This is a genomic window from Rheinheimera oceanensis, assembly GCF_018831085.1.
GTDB lineage: Bacteria > Pseudomonadota > Gammaproteobacteria > Enterobacterales > Alteromonadaceae > Alishewanella > Alishewanella oceanensis.
Genome location: NZ_JAGPNM010000010.1, coordinates 53585 through 73209 on the forward strand (window position 1 = coordinate 53585; position 19625 = coordinate 73209).

The window sequence follows — 19625 nt, forward strand, 5'->3', positions numbered from 1 at the left end:
CAGAGCAGTTTTGGGATGGCTAAAAAGAAAATGGGATTCACCGAAACTCAGTTTGCGCGGTGGATCAAAACAGGACGTGGCAGTGGCGAGCACGCCAGTTACCAGCCATGGCTAAAAGTATCTGATTTTCCCTCCCTTGGCCGTGTTCATCGTGTTTTTGGCCATAAGTCTCAGCGCACCCATCATTTGCTGTCTGATCTAGAGCTGTCGGTTTTCTTGCTGCTGGAGTGGCATCGTGAGGTAACGCAGATCCGCGAGCAATTTCCGCTGGAGCGTGAGGTGACCCGCCGCCTGGCCAGTGAAGCGATGATGGAGCATCCCAGCTTTGCAGGTATCGATCAGTATGTCTCCTCAGATTTCCTGGTTGACTCCAGCAATGAACAAGAGCCGCGTTTTGCGCTGCAGGCAAAGTATAAAGATGCCCTGAATGATGCCCGGACAGTCGAAAAGCTGGAATTGGAGCGACGCTATTGGCAAGAGAAAGGGTTGCCCTGGTATCTGGTCACTGAAGCCGATATTCCGGCAACCGTGTCGAAGAATATCTCATGGCTTTATCCGTCTCAACGCAATGAACAGGATGATTCTGAACTGACAATGCAGCAAATTGAGTTGTATGCCCACCACTTTTCCAAAAAGCCAAACCAGACGGTGCATGCTATTTGCAAGGAGCTGGATGCTGCATACAACTTGCCGCTTGGTGAGTCACTGTATGAAGTCCGTACCTTGTTGGCCAAGCGCTACTTCACTTTCGACTTATTCGTACCGGTGAGCAAGCTAAAAGCAAAGGATGTGCAGATCGGGGATATCCCTTTTATCCGGGAGGCCTATCTTGTTTCGAATCAATGAGGTTCTGCGGTTTGATAGTCAATGCTACCGGGTATTGCAGCTGTTGGGTGATTATCTGGTGTGGATAAATATTGATGAGCCCGCAGCATTTCCAGAACTTGCTTTGGTTTCTGAACTGCAGGATGCCATTGAGCAAGAGCTGCTTGAGCGTACTGATGACCCTCATAAGGCTTTGGCGTATGAGTCACCAGAGGAAGGCAGTACTGCAAGAACGAAGCGTGATAGTAATTATGCGTTAATCAAGCCATTGATTGACCTCCCCGATTTTTATAGACCAAAACGCCGGGGCCCTGTGGTAGAGGATATCATCCGTACGAGCGCTACTACCAAGCAAACTGTGTATCGCTTAGCCAGGCGTTATTGGCAGCGTGGACAGATCCCCAATGCCTTGTTGCCAGATTACAAAAACTCTGGAGGTAAGGGTAAGCGGCGACTTGCCGCTGATAAAAAACTTGGCCGACCTCGTAAGCATCAGCGAGGTGAGGGCGCTAAGATAGATGAGTTTACTGAGCGGTTGTTTCGTATGGCCATCGATAAATACCTGCTCAAAGACAAAGGACATTCCTTTCCCTATGCTCATCGCCGCTTTGAGAGTCTTTACCTCAATCATTTCCCGGAAACCCCACAAGAAGAGCTGCCCAGCAACTGGCAAATGTTGCACTTTTACAAGCGAGAGTACCGGCAGGTGGAAGCACTGAAAAAGCGGGTGCCAGTAGCTATCTATAACAAAGATATCCGGCCTCTGCACAGTACAGCGAATACCCAAGTACTAGGGCCAGGCTCGCGCTATGAAATTGATGCCACCATTGCTGACATCTATCTGGTTTCCGACAGTGAGCGGGGCAATATTGTTGGTCGCCCGGTGGTGTATATGGTGATTGATGTTTTCAGTCGGATGATAACGGGCTTTTACATAGGCTTTGAAAATGCGTCCTACGCCTCTGCCATCCAAGCTTTGTATATGGCTGTGACGGATAAGGTGGCCTATTGTAGTGAACTTGGTTTTGAGATTGAGTCGGAGGATTGGCCAAGTGTTGGTTTACCCGATGCGATCTTGGCAGATCGTGGCGAACTCCTTGGCCATCAAATCGAAAGTTTGGAGAGTAATTTTGCGCTCCGTATTGAAAACACGCCACCGTACCGTGGCGATGCAAAAGGGATAGTTGAGCGTAACTTCAAAACTATCCAAGCGTCATTTGGTCCTTTTGTTCCGGGGTATGTGACGGGCAACAAAGTGAGAAAGCATGGCGGTAACGATTATAGGCTTGATGCCAAGCTATCGGTAAAGGATTTTGCTCAGATAATCTTGTCCGCTGTACTTTACCAAAATCAGTATGCGGTGCTGGAAAAGTATGACCGTGATGCCGATATGCCGGCAGACTTACCGCTTACGCCAATTCATCTCTGGAACTGGGGGCTGCAACATCGCACCGGGCGTTTACATCAGGCGGACCCTTCAGCATTGCGTATTGCATTACTACCGCGGGAAAAAGCGACGTTATCAGAGCATGGTGCCTGTTTATTTGGCCTTTATTACTCTTCGTCCGAGATGCTACAGCTGGGCTGGACGCATCGAGGCCGACAGGTCAAGCGTCCTGTTAGTCTTGAAGCGGCCTATGATCCTCTGGTTGCCGATCAAATTTACCTGTTCTTTGACAAAGGCAGTAACCATCACTGGGTATGTAAACTGACCGATAAGTCCAGAGAATTTCGGGGGGCATCTTTTTGGGATGTGTGGCAGGTGCGGGATGAGCAAAAGAAAACAACCGCAGCAGCTAAAGTTCGTTCAAAAACATATAAACGCCAGCATGAGGAGTTTGTGCTGGAAAAAATACGTGAGGCTGAAAAAGCAGCACCTGATACCAGCAATGTAACCAAAGCCGAGCGGATCCGAGCCATCAACGAGAACAAGCGAACCGAAAAAGCCCGGGAGCGGGCCGAAAAAGCACAACGCCCAGCATTGGATAAGCAGCACCCGTCTGCCCAAGTTATTCCGTTTGGCGGCAATGAACCAACCCTTGATTACCCAGATTACATTGACGAATTGTTTGGAGACGACGATTAATGCCATTACCTGATCATTACGTCGAGGCTGTTTATAAAGACCCTGGATTGGAACGTTATCGCGGGAATCCCCTTATTGAAGCTCTGCCGCCCATCATGGACTTACAAGCTTTAAAAGCAAAGTTAACGGGGAAGGTTAAATTCAACCCGAAGGATTGTTTTGAAAAAGGTCATATTCGGGCGCATCAGATTTGCGCCCTACTGGATGACTTCTTTCAGCCTCTGGCAATGCACAAGCAACTGGAAGAAAAGATATCCATTATGATCCGCGCAGGTTATGTTGGACGAAACCTCGCTGATGGCTCGCTTAACAAGCTGATGCAAGAAAGCTATGAGCGTATCATGGCAGGGGAAAGTAGCGCATCACGCTTCGTTCAGTCGAATTCAACCGCCAAGAGCTTGTCATTGATTGGATGCTCAGGCAGTGGCAAAAGTACTACTATCAATCGCATTCTGGCCACCTACCCGCCCGTCATTTATCACTCGAAGTACAATTTTATCCAGTTACCCTATCTGAGAATGGAATGCCCTTCGGATGGCTCATTAAAGAGTTTGTGTCTGAATTTTTTTCGCGAAGTCGACCGACTACTGCCAACAGGGTACGAAGAGAAATACGCCCGCAAACGCCATGGTACAGAGGTATTGCTATCACTGATGGGGCAAGTGGCGACTCAGCGAGCGATCGGTGTTTTGGTCATCGATGAGATCCAGCGTTTGACGTTGAAGCGTTCAATCAGCAAGGAAGCGATGCTGGAGTTTTTTGTTGCTCTGGTTAATGTGGTTGGGGTGCCGGTGGTCTTGGTAGGTACGCCCAAAGCCCGGCCAATCTTTGAGCTGGAGTTGCAGTCAGCCAGGCGAAGCGCTGGTTTCGGTTCTTTGTTCTGGGAGCCGATGCAGTGTGGGCCTGTTAGCACAGATCAACGTACTGGCAAAGTGCGAAAGACCGAGTGGGTCGCATTCACCGATAAGCTGTGGCAATACCAATGGTTAACACAGCGGGACGAGGTGCTGAGTGATGAGATACGGGACTGTTGGTTCGACTTATCGCAAGGTGTGCTGGATATTGTCGTCAAGCTCTTTGTACTGGCCCAAATGCGTGCCATATCCACCGGTCTGGAAAGGATTACTGTGAAGCTGCTGCGTACCATTTACGAGCAGGAGCTAAAACCTGTCCACCCCATGCTGGATGCATTGCGCCGGAATGACCCTGACTTGCTTAACAAATACTCGGACCTGCAGCTGCCATCCATTGACAAGCGTTTGCTTGAACTAAAAGCCCTGATAGATAGACAGCAAAACACAAAAGAAGCCGATGCCCCTTTTGCTGGCAACGATACAGCACTGCGGCTGTATACCATGCTGCAGGCGATGGGCTGTGATTCAGGTTTGCTGCAGCCATTGATTGAAAAGGTGTTTAAAGATCATCCGAACCTATCGTTGCCAGAGCTCAGCCGAGTTGTATTGGACTGGTATGCAAGCTCAATGAAGCCAACGAAGGCACCCCGAGCAATAACCGAAAAAATTAAAGAGAAAGACTGGCATACATTGCCGTCCGATGATCTGCGCTTTAAGTTTTCGCAAGCAGATAAAGGCCAGCTTTACCATGATCTCCGGTATGGTAAGGAGCTATTCGACATGCCCAGCTGGCTAAAAAGAGTAGGTTAAGTATGCTGGGCTTTCCCTTGCCATATAGCGATGAGCTGCTTTATAGCGTCATCGCCAGGCACGGGGTCCATAGCGGCATCGTATCGCCAAAAGAATTACTGCAGGAGGTGTTTGGAGACACCAAAGTAATAGCCACTTCAGACTTGCCCGGTCATTTAAAGCAGATTGCTGCCTTGTACCCGCATGCCATAGGCCGAACATCGATCGAGCTGTTGTACAACCATACGCTTTTCCCATTATACGCCCCCTTTATTGGTGAACGTCGCCGTAAGCAGTTGGTCTATCAGCTAACCGAAAATATCCGGAACAGTGCGCATGTCACTGCCGGGGTGGCTGCTTCGCGGATTAAGCAGCCGGAGTATCTGCGTTACTGCCCTGGTTGTATGCAAGCGCAATACAGCCGTTACGGTGAATGCTATTGGCAAAGAGTCTGGCAGGTTGCTGGTACAAACGATTGTGCGGTTCATGGAGTGCTTCAAAGCTCGCCTATACATCGGCACGATATGCATCGCCATCAGTACCAGGCTGCTTGCTTTAAAATCTGTCCTGTCACGGAACAGCAGGCCGGCTGCTGGCAGGGTCGTTTAATAGCCTCAAGCATTGAAGCATTGCTAAATTGTAGTCTGGTACCGGTACCTGAGTTGGTTCAGTGGGGAGACTGGTATCAGCAATTGGCAATTGAACAGGGGTTTTGTCGTGGCAAGCAGATACAGCATGAGCTCGTCAGAGACAAAGTGGTTGGATTCTGGAGCTTAGAATGGTTAGCAAGCCTTGATTTGCTGCCCCAAAGTCGTGAGTCCTGCTGGTTAAAATCAATATTCCGTAAGCATCGTAAAGCTTTTAGCTATCTGCAGCACTTGATAGTGCTGCACGCTTTTCTCGAGCCTGGCTGGTGTTTCACCGAAGTGATGCAACAAGTTGTTTCATCAAAGCATTCTGCAAAAGTAACGCCGTCTCAACTGGCTGTATCGGATAATACGCAACTGGATAAGTACCGCAATCGATGGTTATCAGCTGTTCGCCGCTATGGCACCAAGCAGGCACGTGAAAATGGTTTTGGTGATGTATATGCCAGGCTTTACCGGCATGATAGGCACTGGCTAATAGCGATAAACCATCAACACTCTGTGAAGCCAGACAAGCATCAAACCAGACTGGATTGGCGAAGACGTGATAGTGATACCGTAAGGGAGTTAATACAGCTGCGTGATGCAACAGAGCAGAAGCTTTTATTGCCAAGGCGATCAATGAACTGGTACCTGGCACAACTGCAGCACAAAGCCACTATTGAAAAAAACCTAAAGCACTTACCGCTGTGTCGTTTGTTTTTTGATCGGTACTGTGAAAATATAGAGCAATATCAAATAAGAAGAATCACACGCACCGCCATTCGTCTCGCTATTGCCGATGAAACAGCAAAGCGATGGCAGATGCTCAGGTTGTCGGGGCTTAGTGAAGATCGGTTAACAGAGTGGGCTCGGACGTTTCTGAAGGAGGTTATTGGGATTTGACCGATTCAATCCAGCTAAAGGGATTTAAAGACGGCACCTGGCTAAATGGTATTGGTGATCTGTTTTGTAAAACAGATGGTGTACGTTGGGGCGTCAACTTAAGCATTTATCCAGGTAAAGAAAATGGATCTGACTCTACCTCTCTTTCAAATGCTCCGTTGTTGATACGTAAGAACATTATCAATCCAACTAAAAAATATTACCAAAATAGTCATGAACAGAGCTTTCAAATCACCACAACAAGGGATTGGGATGTAGTCCGTCTAAAAAGTTGCCCAGCCCTTGAACGACGACTGGCAAAAGAGCTGCAACAGTATTGTTTTGAGTTCAGCATCGCGGAAGGTATACGCGTTTTTTTGCCACAGTTTGAGCTAGCACGGGCACTCTTTTTTCATAATGCTTATCTGGCCCGTTCATCCATATTGCACGATGTGCTGAGTAATGAGTTCATCACAGAAACTGAGCCGAAATTAAATTGGGCTCATATTCATGTGCTTGATACCTGTAACTGCCCAATAGAGTTATTCAGTGATTATGGCTTTCGTAGGCATCTTTCCTGGTTGTTGCTGGATGAGGGTGTTAGGTACTCATACGAGAGCATCAGCAGATACCAATTGATGGATGGTAACGATAGTGGCCTTTATCGACGCTGGACCTTTCAGTTTGATCCGCCGCCACTGCAAGGTGTGATGATAAAGGTCAGAGGTCGTTTCGAGCCGGTCAGCCGGACCTTGCTGGTTTATGAGGTTTTGAGTATCTGTAAGATCAAGTCAAATGTGCCATCATTGATTGAGTTTACCAGTCCTAAGTTCAGTACTTCGGTCAGTGGCAAAGGTAGCGCTGCCGGAGGGGATGCCAGTCGTCCAGATGGGCACAATTTGGATGACGAAACTGAAGGCAGCCGGGAAAATAACCCGGTGATGCTCAAAGTAAACCAAGTTAAATTTGAGTATGAGCGTGCTTTTGAAACCTGGAAAGTGAGCAAGAAAAATAAGCCCACAGGCCGTGGCCGAGAAAACGATGACGAGGCCACTGAAGCATCTCGGGATGTAAGTAGCGAGGAGCAAGGGCCAGGTGGCAACTTACCAAGTGCAGAATGGGATGCATTGAATGAGCAGACAGACGATGCTCACCTGTACCTAAACAAATTCAGCAGTTACTTTGAAATGTTGAGATTGCTCGAAGAGCTGCATGGCTGTAAGGTAATCAAGTACCCACTCACGAAGCTGCCGGCAGTTGGTAAGTGTAAGATGCACATACTGAAAACCGATGGCAACCCACGGTGTATGTCGGTTGCTCATGTAACGGCTGGTGCCGTTGGTTATTACCTGCTAGAGGTTGATACCTCCGATGCAAGCAAGGCCCTGTCTACCAAAGTTATCATCGCCAGTGCTATTGGCGATATCGAGCCTCACTTATTCGAGATTGAAAAACAGCTACTTAAGGCGTCCTTGTCTTGGCCAAAAGAGCATTTTGACAAGTTGGTTGGCGAAGACAGCCACACTTGGGTGCCGCACCAGAAGTCTGGTAAAGCGGGTTCATTGACCTCTAATGACATTGAAAAGTGGAGTGCTAGAATGTGTAGACAGTTAAACTGATTTAGAAATAGTCAAATCGACCAGTGACCAAGCTGACGCAAAATATTGAATACCCTCATTACCATTTCTATATCTTTTTATCGTTGTATGGGATTAATAGCTATTCTTACAGAGAAACTGAGACTAGCTGGAGTAGCTAAGGTGACTTATGTTGCCTTAGCTACTTGACTACTTAAAGAAGACTTACGCTACGGTTATTTCTTCTTTTCTTTTTTAGCCTCTTCACTTTCTGAGCTTACGACAATCGGGAATGCTCTTAGTCCACGACTTTTAGCCCAGATGCGTTCACCAGTTTTAGGGTTTGTAATAAATGGTCGGAAAATGACCACGGTACTTGGGTTTGATTTAGCCATGAGTAACCTCGTTAAATTGGCTTTCGAGGCAAACAAACTCATAAGCACCTTGACGTAGGGCTTCATCAGCACTAACCTAAGGTTGCGAAAGTAATGAGAGAGACCATGCCTCGTGTATGGCCTCTTTTATTTTAAGTGTTGGGGTGGCAGCCCCAACACTTAATCCTAACGTATCTATGTACTTTCAAATTCTGCAAACTGTTCTCGAACTAATTTGTTACCTACTAATCTATTGAATTTCATATAGTCTCGCTCTTCTTTCCTGTATCGACCAGCAAGTAGCGCAGGTGAAACATTAAACGTTTTAGCTACGGAAACCACGCTCTCTGGAGAGTCCAAAAATGGCTTATATTTTTTCCAATCTTTTTCCGAAATTATAGAGTCGGAAGCTAAACGATCAGCTTCATCTTCAATCGCGGAGCTACCCTCTACATCAAGGTCATCTACAAAAACTTCTGTTCCGTCTTTGTAGTGAAGCACTATGTGAGAAAGCTCATGTAATAAGACAAACCAAAAATTATCTACCCTATCGTATCTCAACGTCAACGCGACTATAGGACCACTATTAGGGCTAGGAATAACTGCACCATCCAGATAGGTTTTAGGTAAATGCTGGCAAACAACTAATTTTATGCCGTACCTAGCGAGTTCTTCTCTAGCTAATAAGGGGCCATTTGAGAACCTTGATAACTGCGCTATATTCTTTAGGATATCACTGTCCAAAAGGCCTGATTTGAAACTACCAGAAAGCTCTAAATCATTAGCGAGCTGGATAACTCTGCATTGCCACAAAGCCAATGCTGATTGATCCATTTTTTTGTTCGAACGCTTATGTTCATTTTGATAATGAAGGCTGGTTCTTAACATGGCTTTTGTCTGAGCTTTGCCTAGTACTGACTCAATGTGATCGACAAGTAAATCCTCGGCCTTTTTTGCGAACTCAGAAAAAGCCCCTTTAAAACCAGATACATACCCACGCTCATAAACAGCTTTAAGCAAAGAAGTAGTAAATTCAAAGCTGTCGGAACTTTTCAAATCGTATTCTTTAGCCAGTACTTCTAGAGGAATTTTAAGGCCATCGGATAGTCTTCTGATCATTGGCAGGCTGAGAGGCTTTATTCTATTCAAAACCTCGGAAACATTACCTTTAGTACCAATAAAAGGTTCTAAATCCTTGTTTTTCAAACCGTACTGACTCATTCTAACTTTAATAGCGCTAATAGGATCTACTTCAACAGATGATACATACTGCTCATCGTACTCTCTGATCTCCGCAATAAGGATGTACAACTCGGCCTTTTCCTCAACAGACAGAGAACCTTTACTTATCAACTGTGATAACCGAGCTTGTGCAAATTTTATGTCTTGATTAATCATTGCCTAAAATCCCGATATATGTTCATGAACTGACTCGACTAATAATATTTTTTCTTCGTCCATCACCGAACATATGACTTGCAATAGTTCGGCCCCGTCAGAACATTTCACAGAGAAAAACATCTTCTGTGAGGTGTCACCGGATAAATAGGGACTGTATTGCTGAACTTCATCACTTAAAAGTGTATTCGCTCTTGTAATATCCATTACCCAGAGTAGAAGCCCTGCTTGCATCTTAGGATTGACAGTCCAATACTCCTTTAACACCCATTGCCCAACTACTTTCAAATCGTATTCCTTTTAAAAGCGAAAAACAAGATCTTTTTTTTAGAACCACTAATTGCCAAATAAATATTTATGTGAGAACATTTGGTGGTCATTTTATGCGCATCCATTAAAGCCTCATGCCGCTCGTTAAGGCTACGGATAAATAAGTACATCGACGTTACAGGTTGTTAACTATGAAAGCATCATATTATCCGATACTGAAATGGAAACAAGGAGAACAGGAAGCCTTGCAGGGTCTTGAGGAAGACGTAAAGGATAAGCTATGCCCGATAATTGAGATCCGGAACAATGCAAAGAGCAGTCGAGAACTGTATAGAAGTTTAGACCACTATTGGAAGCAAAGACCTCTGATTGTTGATTATGCGGAGCCTACTGGGTTACTGATCGATCAACGACAAAACATGGTAACTGAGCTACTGGCTCAGATAGAAAAGAATAACGACCGTTGTGTAATATTCTGTTTTTGGCTAAAGATGATTGAACTAGGGGATCTGAATGACATTGTGGCTAGAGTCAAAGGCCTACCACAGCCAATCTGTCTGAGAATACAAGGAAATTCAGAGCAACTCCTCAACTCTATAGCTCGACTTGGTTCAATTTATGAAGAACATGGACTTACTCCCTCTAAAATAATTTTATTATTGGACTCAAAAAGTACTCCGATAACTTCGGAGAATGATCAAGAAAAAATAGCTGAAGTTCTCGGCTCAGACTTTATGTGCTCACACTATGCATTAGTGTTATCTAGTGGGGCTTTCCCAAAAACTGCGGAAATCAAACCAAATAAAGAGCTAATTGATCGCACAGATATGACTGCTTGGTTACGGATTTCAGAGTGGCACGAACGGTATCGAACTGATAGCGTTAGTTATTCCGACTACACATGCCACGACCCATCATGGGAGGATAAACTTGAGAAAGAAGAGAAAAATTTAGGCTACCATGTAAAACCGATAATCAGATACGCTGAGGACTCTATATGGCGAGTATACAAGATAAATGCTAGTGAAGATGCGGTTGCTCTAACCAAGCTGATGCTGAGACAGTCCGATTTTCTCAAGAACTGCAAATGTCCAGGCTGTCATCGTATAAGACGTAGAGCATCACCGGAAAGTATTGATATGCCGGGGAGTTATGCCAACCACCTGACAGAGGGAATAATTCATCATATTTACACTGTTATTCAGAGGAATCTCGAAATCTAGTTCTTAAACACTGCTCATAAAGTTCATAAATCTGTTTCGGGCTCAATGACTGATTGAGCTGAAATCTCAAGAATGATGCCGCTTTAGTAGCAGGCTTCACACCTTCTATAAACTCTGTAGCACAGAACGCGAGCTCCTTCTTCGTTAGCGTTCCCAGAATAAACTCCGGTCGTATAAGTGGATTTAGTTGAGCGCGGCGTTTTACTATTAATTCTGATTCTGTCGCAATACTAATACCAAACCAATCAGGTATTACAGAATCAATTTTACCTTCAAACTTTGAATCACACACTAATGTGACACTGTTAAAGACCTTGGCATATCCAGCTAGTTGATGTTTAAGTCGATTTAGATTGTCAAACTTACTTTTAATTTCAATGCCGTGAACGCCATTTTTTAAAGCAACAACATCAGCGCGAACTCTCCCTCCGCTAATCTGAAACTCATGTATAAATTCAGCTCCATCCAATCCTAAAACCTGACACTCTTTAACGATCAGTTTTCGTATCTGACTCTCTCTCATTGTGATTTGCTCAGGTCTGATTTTAGTCGTTGATGAAATAATGAAATAACTATATCATTATTTCATCAACGAAGCAGCAGATATTACTCATGCCGATTCAGACAAATTCAATTCTTTTCACAGAAGTGACTAAGAGAACCCTCAAGGCACAAAACGTTCAGAGTTGTGAGGAGCTTGATCTACGCAAGCTCCATCAAGAAACGAATATCAAGGTAAATACTCTATGGCGCTTTTTTAAGGAGTACCGAGGGGAGAGAAAAAGTAAGACGCTCACTAAATTGGTAAGGCACTTCAAAATAGATGCTGTTGAAATAACTAATTCAATTTCTAGACGAGACATTCCAACCAATCTGACTGAAACGCTAAAATCAGTGTGGGATGGTACAGACGCGCATGCGCGGCAAATAGAGTTGTTGATAAAGGCCGTTTATGCAATTCGTTTAGACCCACTTAAGGATAGCCGATTATGAAATACCAAGAACCCACCATATTAAAAGACGCAGGTTTTAGCATAGGAATGCTAAATCGTCTTCGTGAACTCGATGTTGATGTTGAATCAATAGCTTCGTTCACAACAAACTCACTTCAGAATAGCATCAGAGACTATGATGAGAAGACTCCGCCTATCACGCTATTTTGTAGCTGGTTAAACACCATTCTCAAACACACGTTTCAATCTCAATTTAATTTTCCTGTAACTCATAACATCCTAAACAAGCACAACGGAACACCGGTAACATTTAAATCGATTCTATCTTTTTGTTGGCAGTCGGGAATACCTGTTATACCACTAGATAGATTAAAATCGGCTTTCCAGTTACCTTCGTATGTAATCACTTGGGACAATGATAGACCTGTGATTTTTTTATCAAGTGAGGGAAATAGTGAGTCGGGTAATCTCTATAAGCTAGCGCATGCTCTTATGTCAGCCGAGAAACAAGAACTGAAAAATAAGCCTTACGTCTCACATGAGTTAGCATTTTGTTGGGGTGGGTTTAGTCATATATACAAGAAGAACGCGAGTTGTAGTGAGATTGATATTCATGAGAAAGTCATGAGGTTAGTAACAAAAAATAAAGTTGTAGATTTAAAAGACCTAGCAAGCATAACGTTTCCAGGTCAGCTAGCCCTTGAGTGCGACATAATGGGGGAGATTTTAGAAGTAGATCCAGGGATACTAGCTCTTATGGTAGCAGATAGTTACCTGTCATGGGATTTGGTCAAAGAGTCTCTTGAGTATTTGGACGAACCCAATCACATCTCAATTGTAAAGTCTTTATTTGAGGAGTCATCTATGCGAGACGAAAGGTGTATGTCGGATAGCTGCCTAGCTTTCACAATTTTTGCATTAACTGGAAAACACCGCGTTTCGTGATTGATTTTTCAAGTCTTCTAGGTGTATCGTTGACTTGGCTCACATGCAGATTTGTTGGCTGCGCTTCGCAGCCTGTGGCAAAATTGTCAGATAGACTCGCCTTTCGGACACCATCAACACGTCCTGGAACTACTCGCCAGCCGCGCGTAGGAGTGCATGTGGGCCATTTATTATTAGCTGAAAACGAGTGTAACATTTGATTCATAGACGAAACTACTTGTTACTTCAACACGCAAGGACGAAGCCTGATTTAGCTTTGATTCTTGGGGTCTCAGCAGCGTTCCTTACGCGAGTTCTATATCGACCAGGGGTCGACTCTCATTACCATCAATTTAATATCGTAAAAAAATCTGGTGGTACGAGGATTATAAATGCCCCATCAGAAGAATTAAAAGAAATTCAAAGACGGCTAGCTACCTTGTTACAGGACTGCCTTGAGGTTGTTCATTTCGACAATAAAATTTCTCTGGAGTGCACAGTCTCGCATGGCTTTGAAAGGAATAGATCGATTATCACCAATGCATCTGTGCACCAGGGTAAAAAGAAAGTCCTAAATTTAGATTTGAACGATTTTTTTGGTTCTTTCAACTTTGGGCGTGTCAGAGGCTACTTCATATCAAATAGGCACTTTAAACTAAACCCCCATATTGCAACCGTAATTGCCCAAATCGCCTGCTATGACAATTGCCTTCCACAGGGAAGTCCATGCTCACCAGTAATCGCAAATTTGATAACTAATAGTTTAGACATGAAGCTATCAAGGTTAGCCGAACGAGGGGGTTGCTCTTATTCTCGGTATGCTGATGATATTACCTTTTCAACCAGAAAATCACATTTTCCCAAATCTATTGTAAAGGCAATTGAACCTGTTGAACTGGGAGGAAAGCTTTTAGGTGAAATTAGGCGAGCCGGGTTTTCAGTAAATGCTCGTAAAACACGACTCCAATATAAGGACTCACGGCAGGAAACCACAGGGTTGGTAGTAAATAAGAAAGTTAGTATTAAGTCTGAGTACTGGAGATTAACCAGAACGATGGCACATCGGCTTTTTAAAAAGGGCGCCTATGAGATTACTGAGGCAGATGGGGAGTTGCGACCAGGTACTTTAAATGAGTTAGAGGGCCGACTAGCTTTTATTGACTCTGTGGATCGTCATAACAACGTGGTCGATAGTAGGCGGCCTAAGCCACCGTATGAAATTGAAAAGCATTCAGGCCTTTTGGGCTTTAAAGCAAGGCATAACTCAAGAGAAGCTGTTTACAGCCGTTTTCTATTCTATAAGCATTTCTATGCAAACGAATACCCAACTATCCTGACAGAGGGTAAGACCGACAACGTGTATCTCAAGAGCGCATTGTCTGAGCTACAAAGTTCTTATCCAAAGCTAGTTAATCCGAAAACAAACAGCAAACCCTATAAACCAAAATTAAAATTTCCCGATCTTGACAAGAGAACCATGTATTTTCTGGATTTGGGAGATGGTGCAACACCATTTTTACGATTCATAAAAAGGTACGAAGCCGAGCGAAGCTATTTCCATGACAACAAAGCAAAGTCTCCCGTGATTCTCATACTTGATAATGATGATGGGCCATCCACGATACTGAAGCACTTAGCTAAAGAAGTGAAGTCTTGCCCGAACAGCGTGGATGATATAAAGAAGTCAGGCTTTCTTCACATATTCCAAAATTTATACTTGATTTTGACCCCTCTCAAGTCTGGGGGTAAAGACTCAATGATGGAGGACCTATTCGATACCAAAACATTGAACACAACCATTGATGGGAAAACCTTTTCAACCCAAAGCAGTTTTGATGGCAGTAAGCATTATGGCAAGCATGTGTTTTCAACAAAAGTTATAAGATCGCAAAAGTCATCAGTAAACTTTGATGGCTTTAAGCATATTTTCAATGAAATAGAAAAAGTGATCGCTCATTTCGAAAAGCTTTGAGCTGAGCAGTTATATGTTGTGGAGGGGAACCGCAACACTGATCAGATTGTTAGTATGACACTTTATTACTGATTTTTTATCTATTCTTGCCACACATCTAAACTTCAGTATGAAACTTCATTTTTCTGAATACGCATTATTCAGCCATAAATCAAGGCTTAGAGAGTGAGTCAGTTTGAAACTTTATTACTCTCCCACAAGGCCATCAACAATATACTGTGATGGCCTTTTTTATTGCAGCTTCACTCACCGCTAAGCAATTGCAAAACAGGTTGCTGCTGTTTACCAAAGTAGATTTGCAGCGAGCGTTGTTCGCGGGCATCCAGCCGTAATTCAAAAGCATGTGGTAACACCCGACTGCAATCGCCCAATACGGCGACAATATGTTCCTGATTATAAATACGCTGGCCGGATGCGCCGTTACGCAGTGTTACCAGTGCCACCCGCTCGCCGTTATTGGCTGCCATCAGGGCGTAATTTTCTAAAATCAGTGCGCTACGCTTGGGTGTAATATGTTTATCGCGCTCGCAGTTAAGCTCAATGCCTTTAAACGGTGTCGGGGTAAAGTGCAGCACGCTGTCTACATCGGCGATGGCTGCAGAAGATACGGCAGCCAGCAGGGCGGCGAGAAAAGCTTTTTTCATGGTTAACCTGATTATAAATATTACATGCTGGTTACATTACAATATCCAGGCACTTGCGTCAGCATTCGCGTTAGAATAGCTGCTTAATTTATCTCATGCCTTTTACTACTATGCCACTGATACGCCGGGTGTTATCCCGTGTTACTGAAGATTACTTGCTGCTGGCGTTGCTATTGTTGTTGCCACTGTTGTTATGGCTTAAGCCAACAGCACCGGCGGGCCTGGTTGCACTGGTTGACTGGCATACAGTAGCCGCGCTGGCGGGTTTAATGCTGCTAAGCCGGGCGTTGGAAGACAGTGGCTACCTTGGGCGGTTTGCTGCCTGGCTGCTTAAGCGTTGTCATTCACAGCGTATGCTGGCGATACTGCTGGTGTTATTTGCAGCATTGTTATCTGCCATAGTAACCAACGATGTGGCATTGTTTATTTTGCTGCCAATCAGCTTAAGTATTGGCCGGTTAACCGGCGTGCCGGTGGGGCGGTTAATTATTTTTCTGGCGCTGGCGGTGAATGCCGGCTCCAGCCTTACCCCTATTGGCAACCCGCAAAACCTGCTGCTGTGGCAGGCTTCCGGCTACAATTTTTGGCAATTTACACTGATGATGGCGCCGTTAGCACTGAGTTTGTTGTTGCTGATCCTGTTATTAAGCTGTGCCGCATTTAGCGGCAGCAAACTTAGTATCTTAGTGCCGCATAACAACAGCCATGATAACCGGCGCTTGTTTGGCTGGTCGCTGGCCGGTTACCCGCTGTTTATTCTGGCGATGGAATATCAGTTAGCGCCCTACGCCGCCTTGCTGGTACTGGCGCTGTATGTGTTACTAAAGCGCAGCGTGGTAACCGGTATCGACTGGTTATTGCTGTTGGTGTTTATGCTGATGTTTATCGATTTGGGTTTGCTGGCACAATTACCACTGATGCAGCAACTGGCTGTGCAGTTAGTTGCCCTGCCAAATGGCAGCTACACCGGAGCGGCGTTATTGTCGCAGCTTATTTCTAATGTACCGGCGGCGATTTTTCTGCAGCATTTTACCGATGACTGGCGCGCGCTTAGCTGGGGGGTAAGTGTGGGAGGTTTTGGTTTGGCTATTGGCTCGCTGGCGAATTTAATTGCGCTTCGGCTTAGCAAACAGCCGGAGCTGTGGCGCGAATTTCACTACTGGTCGCTGCCGGTGTTTGCCGGCAGCTTATTACTTGGTTGGCTACTGTTGTAACTGCCTGAGCCTTTACTGCACTATTCGCTTTGCTGAAAATCTGCTGCCAGTAAGGTTAATTGCTGTAACTCCGCGGCTTTTTGCTTAGCTTTTAGCTGCAGCCGGTAGATGGCAAACAGGCAAAGCGGCGAAGCGATCAGGCTGTAGAACAACAGTAAGTCCATGGAAACCTCTGCCAGTTGCCACCACTGCAACAGCCAGAGTACCAGCGTAAATAACAGCAGTACCATGCAGCTTAGCTGGGTGTAACGGTAGTAGCGTAGGCTGAACTGGCAAGCCCGACAGCGAAATTGCAACAGCCCGCTGCTGCTCCAGTTGTCATAGGCCAGAATAGGCCGGTGCACCTGCCAGCTAATATACAGGGTGCTGAGTGCGCCAAATGCAAGGAACCCGGCTGCGATATAACCCAGCCAGCCCGGCAGGGCTAATATTAACCAGCAGGCGGTGGCTGCCATTACCAGGGCACCAAGCCATTCGCCGTACATTAATAGCCGCTGCTGGCGTTGCCGTTGGTTGGCCAGGGCTAAATCTTTCGCGGTTGGCGCGGCTTCAGTTGGGGTAGGCTGTTGTTGCCAGCTTTTTGCCAGGGCGGCAAAGTCGAGGTTATCTGCCATTTTGCATTAACTCCATCAATTCTGTTTTAGCGCGGTTTAACCGCACCCGCACGGCACCATGGCTGATCTGCAAAATATCTGCGATCTCAGGTGCGTCTAAATCTTCCATCGCCAGTAATATTACCTGCCGGTTAGCGGGTGATAACCGCCGCACAGCCTGCATTAGCTGCTGGCTTTGCTGTTGCTCACCTAACTGCTCTGACGGGCACTCATCAAGCATCTGCTGCTGCATATCTTCTTCCAGTGGTTGCCACTTATGCCGTTGCGCGCGGGCAATATGATCTACCGTAACATTGTGCACTATGCGAAACAGGTAGGCGCGTGGCATTTCAGCGGTATGCAGCCGGCCGGCAGCCTGGTGCAGTGCCAGAAAAATATCCTGTTTTAAATCCTGCCGTGCTGCCGGATCGGCTTCAGACGCCAGCAAAGTGCGGCTTATTGCGCCCTGATTTTGTTGCCATAGCTGCAGCAAAAACTGCTCCGGCGTTATTGCGCTGGTATTGGATATTGTCAAAAACCCCTCGCTGATCAATGTTTTATTGTTCTTGTTAACGTTATCACTGTGTCATAAGTAAGTCTGCCGGGGCAGGCAAAGTGTTACATAAAAAAATTAAAAAAATTTTGTAACACCTGGCAAAAAATCAATGACTTAACTGATGACTACTTTATAACAACGAGGATATGCAAATGGAAACCTTACAACACTGTTTAACGCAGTTAACCCCGGTATGGTACCAAGGCCATAGTAGCGAACTGATATCTTTCGGCATCTTCTTTGTCGCTATGTGGCTGATTGCCATGGTTACCGAAGCGGCGGTTGAAAAAGCAACAAAGGAGGGCTAAAGCATGGATACAATCAATCAACTTTTCACGGCGTTCAGTACCGCCTGGCAACAAGCTGATGTGTTGTTTTTAGTTGGCTTTGGCGTATTTTTTATCGCAGTGTGGTTTTTACCCAGCCTGCTGGCGCTGGTGTTTAACCGCCAGCATGCCGGTAAAATTGCCCTGCTGAATATTCCTGCGGGCTTTTCCTGGATAGCCTGGGTAGCGCTGGCTGTTTGGGCGGTTACCGGCAAACTGGGCGATAAGCTTGCCGCTAAAGCCCGGTTAAAGCCGGTTGCCTGATACGTTACAAGGTAACGCTGTCACCTTCGTTTAAAATCAGCAGCGGCACTGTACTGTTCAGTTGCTGCTGCATATGTAGCAGGCGTAGCAGTGGCGAGTGCGAGCTGTGATCGCCCATCTGCCAGCTGGCATTACCATAACCCCATGGGATCATGACTTTACAGCCAAGATCACCGGCTGCCACCAACGCATCTTCGGGCGTGGTATGTACATAGCGGTACCAGTCGCCTTCTTTATCATGATGATAAGACGCAATAGGGATCAGGCAAATATCAATATTGCCATAACGTTGCTGAATATCTTTAAAATGCTCTGAATAGCCGGTATCACCGGCGAAAAGCAGAGTTTTTCCTGCGTGCTCTACTAACCAGCCTCCCCACATGGCGCGGTTGTCGTCGTTAAAGAGTTTACGGCTGTTAAAGTGGTGTGCCGGTACCAGATGGATATTAAGCTCATCCAACTGGCTGTGGCTATACCAGGCTTGCTCCACCACGTTATAACCGCCTTTGGGCATATAATTAGCCATACCTAACGGCAAATAATAGGCAGGCTTGGTGCCTAACTGACGAATACTGGCATGGCTGAAATGATCGTAATGTAAGTGCGAATACAATACCGCATTGGTAGCTGCCAGCTGTTCGGCACTAAGACTGGGAGTGTAGGGCCGTTTAATAATGCCCACCAGATGCTGCGCCCAGCTTATTGGCCAGTCAAACTGGCCGAACACCGGATCAATTAACAGTTGCTGGCCATCGGGCGTATGCACCAGAAAGCTGGCATGCCCCAGCCACTGCAGGCTAAAACCAGTATCTAACACAGGTGCCTGCTGTGGCCCGGTATACCGACAATCCTGCGCCGGTGTTTTGCAAGCTACCAAAGGATGGGCCGGGTAACAGTCAGCTTCACAACTTGCCGGGTATTGGCGTTTGCCAGGAGGCACGCGATACAGGTTGCGGTACATGCCTTTATGTTTGCCTTCGGCCACCTGCTCAATTACGGCATTTGCCCCCAACTGCTGCTCTACCTTGTTGGCTGTACTACAGGCGCTGAGTAACATCGCACTGCCAAGCAGCGCGGTGGCAGAAACTAAGGTTAACTTCATGAATAATCCTTTATTTATCATTGTTGTTTTTACCACTAAACAAACGGGTTCCGGCATCGGCTTAAGTTTATCGCGGGCGCTATTGCAGGTGCAGGATGCGCAGTTACATTACGTGCCGGGTGAGGCTCCCGGCAGTTGTTTCCGTATTAGCTTTGCGCAGTAAGTGCAGT

At 45.7% G+C, this 19625-nt stretch carries 20 protein-coding genes; 12 read left to right on the forward strand and 8 right to left on the reverse strand.

The features are described from left to right. The first annotated feature begins 15 nt into the window (after nt 1-15). Genes J3B89_RS17950 through J3B89_RS17970 form a run of 5 tightly spaced genes read left to right on the forward strand, consistent with a single transcriptional unit; the run spans nt 16 to nt 7684 of the window. Entirely contained in the window at nt 16-846 is an 831-nt protein-coding gene (locus J3B89_RS17950; protein ID WP_215399036.1) for a TnsA endonuclease C-terminal domain-containing protein, read from the forward strand. Beyond that, nucleotides 830-2911: a TnsB C-terminal domain-containing protein gene (locus tag J3B89_RS17955; RefSeq protein WP_215399035.1), complete on the forward strand. Its 2082-nt coding sequence runs from the start codon at nt 830-832 to the stop codon at nt 2909-2911. The genes J3B89_RS17950 and J3B89_RS17955 overlap by 17 nt, the downstream gene beginning before the upstream one ends. Then, nucleotides 2911-4575 carry an AAA family ATPase gene (locus tag J3B89_RS17960; protein WP_215399034.1) on the forward strand — a complete coding sequence of 555 codons (1665 nt, stop codon included), beginning with the start codon at nt 2911-2913 and terminating at the stop codon, nt 4573-4575. The genes J3B89_RS17955 and J3B89_RS17960 overlap by 1 nt, the downstream gene beginning before the upstream one ends. Before the next feature lie 2 nt (nt 4576-4577). Beyond that, on the forward strand, nt 4578-6086 hold the full coding sequence (locus J3B89_RS17965; protein WP_215399033.1) for a TnsD family Tn7-like transposition protein: 1509 nt from the start codon (nt 4578-4580) through the stop codon (nt 6084-6086). Then, a complete protein-coding gene (locus J3B89_RS17970; RefSeq protein WP_215399032.1) occupies nt 6083-7684 on the forward strand; it encodes a Tn7-like element transposition protein TnsE in 1602 nt (533 codons plus the stop codon). The genes J3B89_RS17965 and J3B89_RS17970 overlap by 4 nt, the downstream gene beginning before the upstream one ends. A gap of 194 nt (nt 7685-7878) precedes the next feature. Here the strand turns inward: J3B89_RS17970 and J3B89_RS17975 are convergent, their stop codons facing one another. The 3 genes from J3B89_RS17975 to J3B89_RS17985 all read right to left on the reverse strand — a co-directional run bounded on the left by J3B89_RS17975 (nt 7879) and on the right by J3B89_RS17985 (nt 9702). Beyond that, nucleotides 7879-8103 carry a hypothetical protein gene (locus tag J3B89_RS17975; RefSeq protein WP_215399031.1) on the reverse strand — a complete coding sequence of 75 codons (225 nt, stop codon included), beginning with the start codon at nt 8101-8103 and terminating at the stop codon, nt 7879-7881. 108 nt (nt 8104-8211) lie between these two features. After that, nucleotides 8212-9414, reverse strand: coding sequence for an ImmA/IrrE family metallo-endopeptidase (locus J3B89_RS17980; RefSeq protein ID WP_215399030.1), 1203 nt, complete (start codon nt 9412-9414; stop codon nt 8212-8214). A gap of 3 nt (nt 9415-9417) precedes the next feature. Next, nucleotides 9418-9702 carry a hypothetical protein gene (locus tag J3B89_RS17985; RefSeq protein ID WP_215399029.1) on the reverse strand — a complete coding sequence of 95 codons (285 nt, stop codon included), beginning with the start codon at nt 9700-9702 and terminating at the stop codon, nt 9418-9420. A 173-nt stretch (nt 9703-9875) separates the two neighbouring features. Between J3B89_RS17985 and J3B89_RS17990 the strand changes: the two genes are divergently transcribed. Beyond that, on the forward strand, nt 9876-10907 hold the full coding sequence (locus tag J3B89_RS17990) for a beta family protein (RefSeq protein WP_215399028.1): 1032 nt from the start codon (nt 9876-9878) through the stop codon (nt 10905-10907). Here J3B89_RS17990 and J3B89_RS17995 read toward each other — a convergent pair. Then, nucleotides 10882-11430, reverse strand: coding sequence for a sce7726 family protein (locus J3B89_RS17995; protein ID WP_215399027.1), 549 nt, complete (start codon nt 11428-11430; stop codon nt 10882-10884). The two genes, J3B89_RS17990 and J3B89_RS17995, sit on opposite strands and share 26 nt — an antisense overlap. Nucleotides 11431-11896: 466 nt before the next feature. On the opposite strand from J3B89_RS17995, the gene J3B89_RS18000 reads away from it, so the two are divergent. Further along, nucleotides 11897-12805 (forward strand): hypothetical protein, encoded by a 909-nt coding sequence (locus J3B89_RS18000; protein ID WP_215399026.1) that lies wholly within the window; start codon nt 11897-11899, stop codon nt 12803-12805. Nucleotides 12806-13022: 217 nt separating this feature from the next. After that, the gene (locus tag J3B89_RS18005) at nt 13023-14756 is read left to right on the forward strand and encodes a retron Ec67 family RNA-directed DNA polymerase/endonuclease (protein ID WP_215399025.1); all 1734 of its coding nucleotides are present in this window, start codon (nt 13023-13025) and stop codon (nt 14754-14756) included. 242 nt (nt 14757-14998) lie between these two features. On the opposite strand, the gene J3B89_RS18010 is transcribed toward J3B89_RS18005, so the two are convergent. After that, nucleotides 14999-15400: a hypothetical protein gene (locus tag J3B89_RS18010; RefSeq protein WP_215399024.1), complete on the reverse strand. Its 402-nt coding sequence runs from the start codon at nt 15398-15400 to the stop codon at nt 14999-15001. 110 nt (nt 15401-15510) lie between these two features. On the opposite strand from J3B89_RS18010, the gene J3B89_RS18015 reads away from it, so the two are divergent. Beyond that, nucleotides 15511-16614, forward strand: a complete 1104-nt coding sequence (locus tag J3B89_RS18015) for an SLC13 family permease (RefSeq protein ID WP_251372536.1) — start codon at nt 15511-15513, stop codon at nt 16612-16614. Between the two features lie 20 nt (nt 16615-16634). Here the strand turns inward: J3B89_RS18015 and J3B89_RS18020 are convergent, their stop codons facing one another. Together J3B89_RS18020 and J3B89_RS18025 are read right to left on the reverse strand one after the other, a co-directional pair. Further along, entirely contained in the window at nt 16635-17228 is a 594-nt protein-coding gene (locus J3B89_RS18020; protein ID WP_215399023.1) for a hypothetical protein, read from the reverse strand. Next, complete coding sequence (locus J3B89_RS18025) at nt 17218-17742, reverse strand: RNA polymerase sigma factor (RefSeq protein ID WP_215399022.1); 525 nt, start codon at nt 17740-17742, stop codon at nt 17218-17220. Before J3B89_RS18025 ends, J3B89_RS18020 begins: the two co-directional genes overlap by 11 nt. A gap of 173 nt (nt 17743-17915) precedes the next feature. Here J3B89_RS18025 and J3B89_RS18030 point away from each other — a divergent pair, with 173 nt between their 5' ends. Both J3B89_RS18030 and J3B89_RS18035 read left to right on the forward strand, forming a co-directional pair. Next, a complete protein-coding gene (locus J3B89_RS18030) occupies nt 17916-18071 on the forward strand; it encodes a hypothetical protein (RefSeq protein WP_215399021.1) in 156 nt (51 codons plus the stop codon). Between the two features lie 3 nt (nt 18072-18074). Next, entirely contained in the window at nt 18075-18353 is a 279-nt protein-coding gene (locus J3B89_RS18035) for a superinfection immunity protein (protein WP_215399020.1), read from the forward strand. A gap of 4 nt (nt 18354-18357) precedes the next feature. Here J3B89_RS18035 and J3B89_RS18040 read toward each other — a convergent pair whose 3' ends face one another. Further along, entirely contained in the window at nt 18358-19455 is a 1098-nt protein-coding gene (locus tag J3B89_RS18040; RefSeq protein WP_215399019.1) for an MBL fold metallo-hydrolase, read from the reverse strand. On the opposite strand from J3B89_RS18040, the gene J3B89_RS18045 reads away from it, so the two are divergent. Beyond that, the gene (locus J3B89_RS18045; protein WP_215399018.1) at nt 19454-19618 is read left to right on the forward strand and encodes a hypothetical protein; all 165 of its coding nucleotides are present in this window, start codon (nt 19454-19456) and stop codon (nt 19616-19618) included. The two genes, J3B89_RS18040 and J3B89_RS18045, sit on opposite strands and share 2 nt — an antisense overlap. Nucleotides 19619-19625 lie beyond the last annotated feature (7 nt).